The following is a 13224-nucleotide window of genomic DNA, read 5'->3' on the forward strand; positions in this document are numbered from 1 at the left end:
ACGTCCAACCCCGACGCGCCCGTGCTTCCCCCGTGGAAGACGCGCTTCGGCGCGATGGTGGACGCGGGAGCCCCGGAGGGCGTGGGGGCCTCGGCGCTCATCCGGCCGTGGCGCTGGGTGCGGGTGCACGCCGGGGCCGCGAAGAACACCCTGGGCTTCGGGGTGCGTGGGGGCTTGAGCTTCATCCCGCTCGAGCTCTCCGCCTCGCCCACGCTGGACTTCGAGGGCAGCCACTACTTCAGCGCGGACTACGACAAGCTGCTGACCCAGCTGCGAGGCCAGCCCACCACCACGGCCACGGGCATCCACGACGTGGGGTACAACTCCGTGAGCACGCGCCTGGGGCTGGAGTTCTCGCCCTCGCGGTACGTGACGCTCTTCGGTGGCGTGGGACTGAGCTGGTGGTTCATCCGGGTGGATGACGTGAAGTCCTTCATCCAAGACGCGGCGGAGGAGCCGGACATCATCGCGAAGCCGCTCGACCTCCGCGTCACCAGCCCGGCGCTGAAGCTGGGCCTCATCGTCTATTTCAACTGAGCGGATCCTGCCCCATGCGAGCCCTTCCCCGAGTCCTCCTGATGTGCGTCGCGACGCTGCTCACCTCCGGCTGCCGGAAGATCGCCGACACCTTCTTCTTCGTGGACCTCGAGACCGAGGAGATCTGCAAGACCGAGCGGAGCCTCGCCTTCCCCGCCGCGTCGACGGGCACGGCGACGCTGGAGCAGACCCTCTCGTTCCCGCTGGGGGAGGTGGGCGCGGAGCTGCCCGAGGGGCGACTCGACACACAGTTCCGGCTCCGGCTGTTCGAGCTCGACGTCACGAGCGGCGAGGCGGACCTGACGGGAATCGAGTCCGCGACGGTGTCACTGCGCCGGCCAGGCTCGGCGGAGGTCATCCGGACGCTGTTGGAGTACCGCCGGCCCGCGCAGGTGTTCTCACCCACGCGGCTGAGCCTGCGCGGAGTGGAAGCGGTACAGGTGCCGCAACTGGCGCGCGAGGAGCAGGTGGAGCTGGTGTTCGAGGCGAGTGGCAACCTGCCACAGCGGGCGTGGACGGCCGACGTGCGGGCCTGCGCCGGACTGTTCGGCCGCGTCCACTACTTCGACGTCATCTTCTGACGGGAGCGCTCAACCGCGTCTCCACCCACTCCCTCGCGCGGGCGTTCGCCTTCATCAAGAAGTCGAAGCGCCCGACCCGGATCAACTCCACCAGGGCCCGGTCCCGGGCGATGAAGTCGGCGGCGCTCCAGGGGAAGGTCCGACTCGGGAGCGCGTGCTCCTCGCCCTCTGGCACCCGCGGCGCGGCCTCCAGGTAGTGCGCGTAGGTGTCGAAGAAGTGGTCGATGTCCGAGGCGATGGGCACGGCGTACAGCGCCTCATATACGTCGACCCACACCACGGGCTGTGGACCCCGCTCTCCCGCCAGACCTGGCACCGTGGCATAGCAATAGGCCAGCCTGTCGTCCCTCGCGAAGACGAGCAGTGAGCCGAACGGCTCCTCCCAATCCCGGCGCCAGTGCTCGTTCACCCGGTACAGGTCGGGCCGCCACGGGTGCCTCGCTGGCAGCACCGAAAACTCGTCCCTCACCCAGAGGTAGCCCGCCCGCGCGTGCACGGCCGCCAGTTGGGAATCCATGGGCTGTCCCGCCACGGACGACTCCGCCGTGAATTCGATCGGGAGCGGGGGCTCCAGCTTCAGGGCATGCGCCCGGCTCCGACACACCTCCAACAGGTGCTCGAGGCCGGGCAGTACGGTCGCGGGCTGCATTCCTGGATCTCCTCCGCATGTCCTCTGCGGTCTCCCCACTCTAGGTGACCGCGAAAGTCATGTCACGAAACACGCCGCTCCAGGGGCCTCCAGCCGTGCGGGCGCTCCTCATCCTCCCGCCCCTGGCATCGGCGGACCCGCGTTCCCACCGTTCATTCTGGAGGGCGCTACCCCGCCGGAGCCCACGACGCGAGGATCCCCATGCCCCATATCATCGATGAATTCATGACCCGCACCGTGCACACCATCGGCTCGCGCAGCCCGCTGACCGACGCGCATCGGATCATGAACGCGCACGCCATCCGCCACCTCCCCGTGCTGGAGGGGGGCAGGTTGGTGGGAGTGGTGTCGATGCGCGACCTGCACCTCGTCGAGACCCTCAAGGGCGTGGACCCCCAGGAGGTCACCGTCGACGAGGCCATGGCCCAGGAGGCCTACACCGTGCCGCCGGGCACCGAGCTCATCGAGGTGGCTCGCACCATGGCCCTGCACAAGTACGGCTCCGCCGTCATCGCCCGCGACAGCCACGTGGAGGGCATCTTCACCACCGTCGACGCGCTCCGGGCGCTGGAAGTGGTGCTCTCCTCCCCTCTGGCCGAGGCGGCTCCCACCCCCAAGCGCAAGCGCACGCCCCGCCAGCTCGCCCGGCCCGGGACCCGAAAGGCCCCCCCTGCCAGCAAGCGCGTCCGCTCCGCGACGAAGCGCATCGCTCGGGAGGTCGCGTCGGCGAAGCGTCCCACGCGCAAGGCGGCTCCGGCTGGCAAGGCGGCTCCAGCTCGCAAGCGTGGCGGGCGCTGAGCCTCAGCGGGAAGAGCCCCGCTCGTGGTAGTCAACGGCGACCATGGACCCTGCACAGACAGCTCCCCGCGTCCTCGTCGTCGGCTGTGGTGGAATCGGCGGCGTGCTCCTGTCCCGCATGCTGGAGGGCGGCCAGAAGGTGGCCGCGGTCGCGCGCCGCGAGGAGATCGCCAGCGTGCTCCGCACTCGCGGCCCGGTGCTGCGCGACGAGAAGGGCGAGCGCACCGTCCGCGGCGACCTGGAGGTCTTCGTCCAGCCGCCGCGGGAGGGCGCCTACGACTTCATCCTGCTCGCCACGCCTCCGAATGGGGTGGAGGCGGCGGCCCGGGATACGGCCCACCTGCTCGCGTCGGACGGGGCGATGGTGGTGCTCCAGAACGGGCTCTGCGAGGAGCTGGTGGCCCAGGTGGTGGGCGAGGACAAGGTACTCGGCGCCATCATCGCCTGGGGTGCGTCCTCACCGGAGACCGGCGTCTATGAGCGGACCTCCTCGGGAGGCTTCGTGATCGGCACGCTCTCCGGCAAGCCGGACCCACGGCTGCAACGGCTGGCGGAGCTGTTGCGCACGGTGAGCGGGGTGGCCTTCACCGACAACCTGCGCGGCGCGCGCTGGAGCAAGCTGGCGATCAACTGCGCCATCTCCACCCTGGGCACCGTGGGCGGCAGCCGGGTGGGTCCGCTCCTGCGCCACCGCTTCATCCGCAGGCTCGCGATGGAGGTCTTCACCGAGGTGTTCCAGGTGGCCCAGGCCGAGGGCGTGCGCGTCGAGAAGGTGGCCTCCACGGTCGACCTCGAGTGGCTCACCCTGAGCGAGTCGGAGCAGCGCGCCTCGGGCTCCCCCGCCCTCCTCGTCAAGCACGCGATGCTCCTGGCCATCGGCGCGAGGTACCGGCGGCTGCGCTCCTCCATGCTGGCGGCGATCGAGCGGGGACGCGAGCCGCCCGTGGACTTCCTCAACGGCGAGGTGGTCCGGCGCGGGAAGGCGCACGGCCTCTCGGCCCCGGTGAACGAGCGCCTGCTGGAGGCGGTCCACGCCATGTCCCGGCGAGAGGTGTCCCCCGGCGTGGAGACGCTCCAGCACATCTACCAGCAGACCCGTCCCCAGGCTCACTGAGCGAAGGCGGCACGCACCTCGGCCAGCGCGGGGGTGCCCAGGTACTTCCTGCGCGTGCCCAGCACGTAGTCGAAGAGCGGGTACGTCACGCACCAGTTCGCGTTCTGGTCGCGCCCCATGTGGTGGTCGTAGTGCCATGGCAGGTGCTCGCGCGCCCACTCCGGGTCCAGGTGTGCCCGCCGGTGCACCACGTAGTACAGCACCGTCGAGGCCCACACCGAGGCCACGAACCACGGCGCCCACTTCAGCAGCGGCATGTGCCCCACCACGATGGCCGCCAGCCCCAGGAACTCCTTGCTCTGCGGCGACCAGCTCCACAGCGGCCCCGAGTACTGCTCGTCCACCATCTCGTGGCGGCGCGAGCGCTGGTGGTGCTCGTGCCAGTGGAAGCCCCAGAAGCTCCCGTGTCTCTTGCCCAGCCCGTGCAGCACGTACCGGTGCAGCAACCACTCACCAAAATTCGAATACGCCAGGCCCAGTGGAATACCAAGCATCTCCCGCTCCCCTCCGCGAGACACCCAGGCCCTCCAGTGCCCCGCATGAAATGATGACCCGCTGGTCATGTGAATAATGACCAGCTGGTCACCTTTTCGGGAGGGAACGAGCCCATGGCCCCCAGGAAGCCCTCGGAGCGTGGTGTCCGGGAGGCCAACCGCCGCGAGCGGGAGAAGGCGCTCAGCGACGCGGCCCTGGAGCTCTTCCTGGCGCGAGGGCTGGACGGCGTCACCATCGACGACATCACCCAGGCGGCCGGCGTGGCCAAGGGCACCTTCTACCGGTACTTCGAGGACAAGACGGCGCTGGTGGACGTCCTGCTCGAGCCGGTGCGCCGCGAGCTGCTCCAGGGGTTGGCGGCGTGCGGCGAGGCGCTGGAGGCCGCGCGCGACGTGGAGGCCATGTTCGAGGCCTACCGCGCGGTGGCCGCCGTCATCGCCAGCGCCATCCTCCAGCACCCGGGCGTGGTGCGGCTCTACCTCCAGGAGTGCCGCGGACCCGCGGTGGGCGCCCGGGTGAAGCTGGTGGAGGTGGCGCGCCTCATCTCCCGCCACGCGGTGGACATTACCCGCAGGGCCCACACCCATGGGCTGCTGCGCCCCATCCGCCCCGCCGTCAGCGGGCTGGCCGTGGTGGGGGCCGTGGAGCGCCTGCTGCTCGCCGTGCTCGTCGAGGAGGAGGACATCGGCAACCCGCTGGAGCTGCCCGACGCCCTCACCACCCTCATCCTCGATGGCCTGCGCCTGCCACCCCAACGTCCACCCTCCGCTCGCCGGAAGTTGGACGGGAAGCCCGGCCGCCCGTAAGGAAGGAGGCCGTGCGGCGGAGACGGGACAGGGGAATGCCTTGGGTACGGCTGGGACTGTGCGTCCTGGCCCCGCTCGTGCTGCTCAACCTCGCGGTGGCCTTCTTCGGCGACACCCGGGTGTCCCCCCTCTCCCTCTCCTTCCTCGAGACCAAGGCGCACGCCCTGGCCGCCTATGCGCGCCACCGGCCCTCCTGCCTGCTCGACGGCCACCCGGAGCTCCAGCCCCTCATCCGCGACACCGAGCGCCGCCACCACCTCCCCGCCGGCCTGCTGGAAGCCCTCGTGGAGGTGGAGTCCAACACCCGGCCGCACCGCATCTCGCCCGCGGGCGCCATGGGCCCCGGCCAGCTCATGCCCTCCACCGCGAGCCTGCTCCGGGTGGAGGACCCCTTCGACCCGGCGCCCGCGCTCGACGGCAGCGCGCGCTACCTCGCCGAGCAGCTCGCGCGCTTCCGCGGCAACGTGAAGCTCGCGGTGGCCGCCTACAACGCCGGCCCGGGCAACGTGAACGGCCGCGTGCCCCGCAACGGAGAGACGGAGTTCTACGTGGACAAGGTGCTCACCGCCTACGAGCGCACCCGGCCCCGCCCTCCACCCCGGCCCGCGAAGGCCGAGCCCTCCCCCAAGCGTCAGGCCCGCCCCATCGTCTCCACCCCCCGCCATCCCCCCGTTGACCGACCCTCCGCCGGATGACCGACCTCCTCCCGATGACGGACGCGCGGGCCCCGAAAAGCGTGCGATTCCCGCACGCATGAAACGATCCTCGAGCCTCTCGACCGTCGCCCTCGTCACCGGGGCCCTTCTCGTCGGCCTGCTGGCGCTCTTCACCCTCTTCGGGAACAACATCCGCAGGCTCTTCGGCGCCAGCGCGGATGGACTCGCCGGCGGGGACGTCTCGATGGCGATGCGCGGCTCGAACCTGAAGACCAAGTCGCTGAAGACCTTCGGGGCGAACGAAGAGGGCGACTCGTACGCGGCCACGCCTCCGCCGCCGCCTCCCGCCCCCATGAAGGCCCAGCCCAGGCCGGCCTCGGTGCCCGCTGAGCCCGTCACCACCGGCAACACCCACGTCGCCGAGCGCCCCAACCCCTTCACCCCTACCGCCGAGGACCGCTTCTCCACCTTCGCGGTGGACGTGGACACCGCCTCCTACACCCTCTTCCGCCGCACCGTGTCCGAGGGCGGCCTGCCCCCGCGTGAGGCCGTGCGCGTGGAGGAGTGGGTGAACTACTTCCGCTACCGCTACCCCGGCCCCGAGACGGGGGACTTCCGGGTGGAGCTCGAAGGGGCCCCCTCGCCCTTCACGAAGGGCCGCCACCTCCTCAAGGTGGGCCTCCAGGGCCGCAACATCTCCAAGAGCCAGCGCAAGCCCACGCACCTCGTCTTCCTGGTGGACACCAGCGGCTCGATGAGCAGCGAGGACAGGCTGCCGCTCGCCCAGAAGGCCATGAAGCTGATGGTGGACGGCCTCAACGAGTCGGACACCGTGGCGCTCGTCACCTACGCCGGCAGCGTGCGCGACGTGCTCTCCCCCACCTCCGCCTCCCAGCGGGACACCGTCTTCGCCGCCATCGACTCGCTCACCTCCGGCGGCGGCACCGCCATGGGTGACGGCCTGGAGCTCGCCTACAAGTACGCCGCGAGGAAGGCCGGCCCCAAGAGCGTCTCCCGCGTCGTCGTCCTCACGGATGGCGACACCAACCTCGGCCGCAACCTCACCGCCGACGCCATGCTCGCGAGCGTCCAGGGCTACGTGCAGGAGGGCGTCACCCTGACCACCATCGGCCTGGGCATGGGCAACTACCGCGATGACCTGATGGAGCGGCTGGCCAACAAGGGCAACGGCAACTGCTTCTACGTCGACAGCGAGCGCGAGGCCCGCCGCGTCTTCCAGGAGCGCCTGGCCGGCACGCTGGAGGTCATCGCCCAAGACGTGAAGGTGCAGGTGGAGTTCGACCCCAAGGCCGTGCGCGGCTACCGGCTGCTGGGCTACGAGAACCGCGCCATCGCCGACAAGGACTTCCGCAACGACAAGGTGGACGCGGGCGAGATTGGCGCCGGCCACACCGTCACCGCCCTCTACGAGGTGGAGCTCGTCGGCGAGGGCTCGCGCGTGGCCACCGTGCGTGTGCGCGCCAAGCAGCCCGGGGGGGTGGAGGCCGCCGAGCAGAGCTTCTCCCTGGAGCGGGCGCAGCTCCACGGCTCGCTGAAGCAGGCCTCGGCGGACCTGCGCTTCGCCACCGCCGTGGCCGGCACCGCGGACATCCTGCGCGGGGCGCCCCAGGCCAACGACTGGAGCCTCGCCACCGCCGAGGCGCTCGCCGAGGGCGCCGTGGACGGGATGAGCGACCGCGCCGAGTTCCTCGGCCTGCTGCGGCTGGTGCGCGAGCGCCACGCCTCGTCCGTGGCCGGCGGCGTGCCGTACTGAGCCGGGGCCCCGGGGCGTCCGCGGACAGAGACGGTGAAGACGAAGCCGGAGCTGGACGCGGGCGCCTTCCGCTCGGAGCCAGGGGCTTGGAGTGTCGGGCCCGACACTTGCTGAGGCAGCGAGCGGGGGCGATTGACGCGCGCCAGGGCCCACCCCAGGCTTTGGGCATGGCACAGCGCGCACAGGAGCGTGGAGACGCCTTCCCCCGGGCGCCCACGCAGCAAGAGTGGGAGCGGATGAGTGTGGAGGAGCGGGAGCAGGTGGTGGAGTCACTTCCCGGCGAGGTGACGTGGGACGAGATGGCCATGCCGGAGGGGGACCTGCACTCCCAAGGGAAGATGGAGACGCTGGACGTGCTCCGGGGCTACTTCTCGCGGCAGCGGCGGCAGGTATACCTGGGCACGGAACTGCCGGTGTACTACCCGGGCGAGCGACGCTTCGCGCCGGACCTGGTGGTGGTGCGGGACGTGCCGACCCATCCGCGCAACAAGTGGGTGGTGAGCCAGGAGGGCAAGGGGCTGGAGTGGGTGATGGAGGTGCACGTTGGCGGCGACCGGAAGAAGGACGCCGAGTACAACGTGGAGCGCTACGCCCGGCTGGGGATTCCGGAGTACTTCATCTATGACCGGGCAAGGGAGCGGCTGGAGGCGTACCGGCTGCCCACGCCCGACGCGAGGCGGTACGAGCGCATCCCCCAGGAGGCGGGCCGCTACCGCTCGGAGGTGCTGGGCCTGGAGCTCGAGCTGGCGCAGGGGAAGCTGCGGCTGTGGGCGGGCAACGCGCTGCTGCTGCAGTCACATGAGTTGCTGGAGCAGGTGCAGCGGTTGCGCGAGGAGGCGGAGCGGCGCACGGACGAGGAGGCACGGCGGCGCGAGGAGGCGGAGCGGCACCTGGCCGAGCTGCGGGCTGAAGTGGAGCGACTGAGGGCCGAACGAAGCGGCTGACTCATTCCCGTGGCGTACCGTATTAGAGGGACGTCTCCAGGCCGCGCCCGGCCGCCATGTCCACCCAGACCTCCACATCCCGGTGGAGTTGGAGCAGGGAGGCCGGGCAGAGCGTGGTGATGGGGCCGCGCACCATGGCCGTCACCGCCGCCGCCTTGTTCGCCCCGAAGGCCAGGAGGATGACGCGGCGCGCCTGGAGCACCGCGCCCATGCCCATCGTGAGCGCCGCCAGCGGCACCCGCGACACGTCGTCCCCGAAGAAGGAAGCCACCGCCTGGCGCGTCTCCCGCGTGAGGCGCGCCCGGTGGCTGGCCGCCTGGAGGCTCTCCCCCGGCTCGTTGAAGGCCACGTGTCCGTTGGGCCCGATGCCCAGCAACAGCAGGTCCAACCCGCCCGCGGCCGCGAGCCGCGCGTCATAGCGGGCGCACTCGCGCTCGGCCCGCTCCGCGCTCCCGTCGAGGAAGTGGATGTGCTCGGGTGCCAGGTTGACGTGCTGGAAGAGGTGCCGCTCCATGTACGCCCGGAAGCTGCCCGGGTCATCCGGCGGCACGCCGAGGAACTCGTCCAGGTTGAAGGTGGTCACCCCCGAGAAGTCCAACGCACCGCGTTGATACAGGGCCACCAACTCCCGGTACACGTTGAGCGGCGTGCGGCCCGTGGGCAGGCCGAGCACCAGCGAGGGCTTCGCACGGATGCCCTCGGCGACGTGGGCCGCACAGGCGGCGGCGGCTTCCTGCTCGGTGGCGAAGACGCGAACGTTCAAGGCGGGACCAAAGCGGGAGGAGGAGCCGCAGCATAACGAAAGCCCTCCCCTCGACAAAGCAGCGTGTCACCCATTGCATCGGGCCCGGTGGAGCCCGTGAGGCGGGTAGGGTCTCCCAGCCCCGAGGCCCCTGCCCGCCCGCTCCTCTCTCCGACCAGGCATCCACCCCGGCTGACCGTCACCGTTGCAGGCGGGCGGTCTGGACCAACTTCCGGCATGACTCGCCCCGGAGGTGCGTTAGAAGGTCACCTCATGAAAGTCGCCGTTCTTACTGGCGGGGGCGACTGCCCCGGCCTCAATGCAGTCATCCGCGCCATCGTGCGCCGGGCCAGCGCTCACGGCTTCGAGATGATGGGCCTGCGCGACGGGTGGAAGGGCCTCCTGGAGGACAACCACTTCCGCCTCACGCGCGAGACCACCTCCGGCATCCTCCACCGCGGAGGCACCATCCTGGGCACCTCCCGCGTCAATCCGTTCAAGGTCGAGAACGGGCTGGAGAAGGTGAAGCGGGCCATCGAGCGCAATGAAATCCACGCCGTCATCGCCATCGGCGGTGAGGGCACGCTCTCCGCCGCCACGCGCATGTCCAAGGAAGGCCTGCGCATCGTCGGCGTGCCGAAGACGATCGACAACGACCTGAACGGCACGGACTTCACCTTCGGCTTCGACACCGCGGTGGGCATCGCCACCGAGGCCATCGACCGGCTGCACTCCACCGCCGAGTCGCACAAGCGCGTCATCGTGTGCGAGGTGATGGGGCGGCACGTGGGGTGGATCGCCACCTACGCGGGCATGGCCGGCGGCGCGGACGTGATTCTCGTGCCCGAGGTCCCCGCGGACCTGGAAGCCGTGGCCGATCACATCAAGCACCGCCACGCCACCGGGCGCACCTTCTCCATCGTGGTGGTGGCCGAGGGCACGCGCATCAAGCTGTCGCACGACCAGCAGGAGCAGCTCGTCACCTCGGGCTCGCTGGACGAGGCGGGCCGGCCGCGCCTGGGCGGCGTGGGCAGCATCGTGGCGAACGAGATTGAAAAGCGCACGGGCTACGAGACGCGCGTGTCGGTGCTGGGCCACATCCAGCGCGGCGGCGCGCCCACCGCGCACGACCGCGTGCTGGCCACGCGCTTCGGCGTCCATGCGTGCGACATGGTCGCCCGGGCCGAGTTCGGCAAGATGGCCGCGCTGCGGGGCAATGAGATCGTCAGCGTGGACCTGTCCGCGGCGACCCAGGAGCTCAAGAAGGTGCCCCAGGAGTTCTTCAAGGTCGCTCAGGTCTTCTTCGGTTAGCCCGGGACGGGATTAGAGTCCTCCCCCGTCATGGACCTGTACGCGGAGATGGCGGCCCTCCTGAGCGAGGGCCGTCCGTTCGTTCTGGCGACCGTCATCGAGAGCGCCGGCAGCACGCCCCAGAAGCCGGGCTCGAAGCTGGTGGTGCTCGAGGACGGCGGCCTGCGGGGCACCGTGGGCGGCGGGGCCATCGAGCATCAGATCATCCAGGCCGCCCTGGCGCTGCTGGCGTCGGAGGAAGCCACGCGCGTCATCGAGACGCACCTCACGCACGAGCTGGGCATGTGCTGTGGGGGACGGATGAAGGTGTTCCTGGAGAAGCACGGGGCACCGCCTCGGCTCACCGTGTTCGGCGCGGGGCACGTGGCGAAGGAGCTGGCCACGCTGGCGCACCGGGTGGGCTTCCGCGTCACCGTGGTGGATGCCCGGCCCGAGTGGGCCAACCCCGAGCGCTTCCCCGGCCTCGAGCTGAAGGTGAAGGATCCGGCGGACCACGCGCGCGAGCTGGCCGGCGGCGCGGACCAGTACTACTGCGTCACCACGCACGACCACCCGCTGGACCAGGCGGTGGTGGAGGCCCTGGTGAACAAGCCCTCGGCGTACCTGGGAGTGATTGGCAGCCGGCGCAAGGCCGAGCGCTTCCGGATGCGGCTGCGCGCCGCGGGTTTCGACGAGGCCGCCGTGGGGCGGATGCGCTCCCCCATGGGCTTGGACATTGGCGCACTGACGCCCGAGGAGATCGCCGTCTCCATCGTGGGCGAGCTCATCCGCGTGCGGCGACTGGGTGCTCCATGTCTCTGAAGGTGATGACGCTCAACGTCCTCTTTGGAGGACAGGACCGCTTCGAGGCCCTCCTCACCCTGCTGGCGCGCGAGAGCCCGGACCTGCTCGTCCTCCAGGAGTGCCTGGGCTGGGACGATGGCGAGCGTCTGCGCCGCGTGGCCACCGCGCTGGGACCCGAGGGCAGCCTCCACTCCCACCTGGGCTCCGCCCGCCCGCGAGGCAGCGGCAACTGCTACCACGTGTCCGTCCTCAGCCGCCTGCCGCTGCGCGACCTGCGCGTGCACAACGATCCGCACTTCATCGGGCACGCCCTCGTGCAGTGCGAGCTCGACGTCGGCGGCCCGCTCACCTTCTTCGGCACCCACTACGACGCGCACCACGAGAACCTCCGGTTCGTCGAGGCGCGCTACCTGCGCTCGCTGCTGAGCCCCGACGCCTTCCGCACGGGCCTGTACCTGCTGGCCGGAGACCTCAACTCCCTGTCCCGGAAGGACCCCTACCCCGTCGACCTCGCGGACAAGGTGCGCCTGGCGGGCGTGGACAAGTACGGCCACCCGCCGCGCTTCGACGTCATCGACGACCTGGAGGCCTTCGGCTGGGTGGACACCCTGCGCCACCGGCCCACCTCGTCCGAGTGGGTGACGGCTCGGCGAGACCGGGGAGGCGTGAGGATCGACTACCGGACGGACTACATCTACGCCTCTCCGCGCATGGCCGAGCGGCTCATCGGCGCGCACGTCGTGGACGTAGGGGGTGCCACCGACCACAACGCGGTGGTGGCCACCTTCCGCACCGGCGAGTCGGACGCCTGACGCGAGCGCGCGCCACCCCACCCCGCTGGCCAGGTCGTTCGTCCAGGAGCACACAACAGGCCCCCGCTTCCGCCATGCGCTGGCAGGTGGACTCCTGCGCGGGTTGGGGCTTGCCGTGGCCTCCGAGCCGCCCAACTCTTTCTCGAATCGAGGGGTGGGCCGTGGCGTCTCGCATCCGAGCACCGAACATCATCCTTCTCCTGCTGGCACTGGCCGCCGGCTGTAGCGACGTGGCCCCGGTCGACAGCAACGAGTTCTCGGAGGAAGAGCCCCAGCCCGTCGAGCCGCCGCCCGACGCCGTCCTCCCTCCCGAGGAGCCGGCCCCCAAACCGGAGCCAGAGCCGGAGCCTGAGCCCACCAAGCCCAGTCCCGAGCCGGTGGATGCCGGCACTCCCGCGGTCGATGACCGCGATGACTTCGGCACGCGCAACCTCTACCCCTCCGCGGCCAACGGCAGGGCCTGGGCCGCCCGGTGGAACGAGCACCCCCGCACGTTGAAGGCGTGGCAGCAGGATCCCCATGATCCCGAGTTCCAGCTGCGCGGCTCGAGGCACAGGCTGGACATCCTCGGTGACGGCAGGGCCCGGAGCTCGGGCGAGACCATCCGCTTCTACATCGGCACGCCAGGCAAGACGTGGCTCAACACCGAGCTGACGGTGTACGCGATGCGCGTGTCGGAGTTGGACAGGGAGCCCGGCTCGACGGGCTTCGAGTTCCAGACGCGCACCTCGGATGGCCACCTGGACACCTTCGTGCGCAACACGGCGGGCCTGGACCGACGCTGTGAAGGACACGCCTATTCGTACTCGCTGCGCTTCGATGGCCGGGCGGTCCTCCAGAAGGAGCTCAAGCACCCCACCTACACGTCCCAGGTGACGAAGCCCCTGTGGGGCGGCCACTCGCTGCCGCGCAACACCTGGGTGGGCATCAAGGTCATCACCTACAACCTGCCCGGCGGACGGGTGAAGCAAGAGCTGTGGCTGGACCTCACCGATGGCGTGAACGGGGGCACCTGGGAGAAGGCCCACGAGCATGTCGACGCGGGCGGATGGAGCATCCCGGCGGAGGTGGCCGCCACCTGCCGGATTCGCGCCGACCAGCGCCTCACCGCCCCCGAGCCGTTCATCATCCTGCGGGGCCACGGCATCCGAGAGCAGTGGTACAAGAAGGCCACCGTCCGGGAAATCCAACCGCCGCCGTAGGGGTGCTAGAAGCCCGCCCA

At 70.5% G+C, this 13224-nt stretch carries 15 protein-coding genes; 12 read left to right on the plus strand and 3 right to left on the minus strand.

The window, feature by feature from the left end; translation table 11 throughout:
- Both VF697_RS35070 and VF697_RS35075 read left to right on the plus strand, forming a co-directional pair.
- Window positions 1–537: autotransporter outer membrane beta-barrel domain-containing protein (locus VF697_RS35070; protein WP_331101930.1), on the plus strand; the 537-nt coding region annotated here is incomplete at its 5' end.
- A gap of 14 nt (window positions 538–551) precedes the next feature.
- Complete coding sequence (locus VF697_RS35075) at window positions 552–1118, plus strand: hypothetical protein (protein ID WP_331101932.1); 567 nt, start codon at window positions 552–554, stop codon at window positions 1116–1118.
- Here the strand turns inward: VF697_RS35075 and VF697_RS35080 are convergent.
- On the minus strand, window positions 1108–1767 hold the full coding sequence (locus tag VF697_RS35080) for a hypothetical protein (RefSeq protein ID WP_331101934.1): 660 nt from the start codon (window positions 1765–1767) through the stop codon (window positions 1108–1110). The genes VF697_RS35075 and VF697_RS35080 overlap by 11 nt on opposite strands.
- Before the next feature lie 201 nt (window positions 1768–1968).
- Between VF697_RS35080 and VF697_RS35085 the strand changes: the two genes are divergently transcribed.
- The gene (locus VF697_RS35085) at window positions 1969–2565 is read left to right on the plus strand and encodes a CBS domain-containing protein (protein WP_331101936.1); all 597 of its coding nucleotides are present in this window, start codon (window positions 1969–1971) and stop codon (window positions 2563–2565) included.
- A 43-nt stretch (window positions 2566–2608) separates the two neighbouring features.
- Window positions 2609–3679, plus strand: coding sequence for a 2-dehydropantoate 2-reductase (locus tag VF697_RS35090; RefSeq protein ID WP_331101938.1), 1071 nt, complete (start codon window positions 2609–2611; stop codon window positions 3677–3679).
- Here VF697_RS35090 and VF697_RS35095 read toward each other — a convergent pair.
- Window positions 3673–4173 (minus strand): sterol desaturase family protein, encoded by a 501-nt coding sequence (locus VF697_RS35095; RefSeq protein WP_331101940.1) that lies wholly within the window; start codon window positions 4171–4173, stop codon window positions 3673–3675. The genes VF697_RS35090 and VF697_RS35095 overlap by 7 nt on opposite strands.
- 114 nt (window positions 4174–4287) lie before the next feature.
- Here VF697_RS35095 and VF697_RS35100 point away from each other — a divergent pair, with 114 nt between their 5' ends.
- The 4 genes from VF697_RS35100 to VF697_RS35115 all read left to right on the plus strand — a co-directional run bounded on the left by VF697_RS35100 (window position 4288) and on the right by VF697_RS35115 (window position 8354).
- Window positions 4288–4980: a TetR/AcrR family transcriptional regulator gene (locus VF697_RS35100; protein WP_331101941.1), complete on the plus strand. Its 693-nt coding sequence runs from the start codon at window positions 4288–4290 to the stop codon at window positions 4978–4980.
- Window positions 4981–5015: 35 nt separating this feature from the next.
- Window positions 5016–5675, plus strand: coding sequence for a lytic transglycosylase domain-containing protein (locus VF697_RS35105; protein ID WP_331101942.1), 660 nt, complete (start codon window positions 5016–5018; stop codon window positions 5673–5675).
- Window positions 5676–5733: 58 nt separating this feature from the next.
- A complete protein-coding gene (locus VF697_RS35110) occupies window positions 5734–7410 on the plus strand; it encodes a vWA domain-containing protein (protein WP_331101944.1) in 1677 nt (558 codons plus the stop codon).
- Window positions 7411–7577: 167 nt separating this feature from the next.
- Complete coding sequence (locus VF697_RS35115; protein ID WP_331101946.1) at window positions 7578–8354, plus strand: Uma2 family endonuclease; 777 nt, start codon at window positions 7578–7580, stop codon at window positions 8352–8354.
- A gap of 22 nt (window positions 8355–8376) precedes the next feature.
- Here VF697_RS35115 and nagB read toward each other — a convergent pair whose 3' ends face one another.
- Complete coding sequence (gene nagB, locus VF697_RS35120; RefSeq protein WP_331101949.1) at window positions 8377–9117, minus strand: glucosamine-6-phosphate deaminase; 741 nt, start codon at window positions 9115–9117, stop codon at window positions 8377–8379.
- 252 nt (window positions 9118–9369) lie between these two features.
- Here nagB and VF697_RS35125 point away from each other — a divergent pair, with 252 nt between their 5' ends.
- From VF697_RS35125 to VF697_RS35140, 4 genes are all read left to right on the plus strand, one after another.
- Entirely contained in the window at window positions 9370–10407 is a 1038-nt protein-coding gene (locus VF697_RS35125; protein WP_331101951.1) for an ATP-dependent 6-phosphofructokinase, read from the plus strand.
- Between the two features lie 30 nt (window positions 10408–10437).
- The gene (gene xdhC / locus VF697_RS35130; RefSeq protein ID WP_331101953.1) at window positions 10438–11208 is read left to right on the plus strand and encodes a xanthine dehydrogenase accessory protein XdhC; all 771 of its coding nucleotides are present in this window, start codon (window positions 10438–10440) and stop codon (window positions 11206–11208) included.
- Window positions 11199–12002 (plus strand): endonuclease/exonuclease/phosphatase family protein, encoded by an 804-nt coding sequence (locus VF697_RS35135; protein WP_331101955.1) that lies wholly within the window; start codon window positions 11199–11201, stop codon window positions 12000–12002. The genes xdhC and VF697_RS35135 overlap by 10 nt, the downstream gene beginning before the upstream one ends.
- Before the next feature lie 161 nt (window positions 12003–12163).
- Window positions 12164–13204, plus strand: coding sequence for a hypothetical protein (locus tag VF697_RS35140; RefSeq protein ID WP_331101956.1), 1041 nt, complete (start codon window positions 12164–12166; stop codon window positions 13202–13204).
- Window positions 13205–13224: the final 20 nt, after the last annotated feature.

It is taken from the genome of Archangium sp., assembly GCF_036388035.1.
GTDB lineage: Bacteria > Myxococcota > Myxococcia > Myxococcales > Myxococcaceae > Archangium.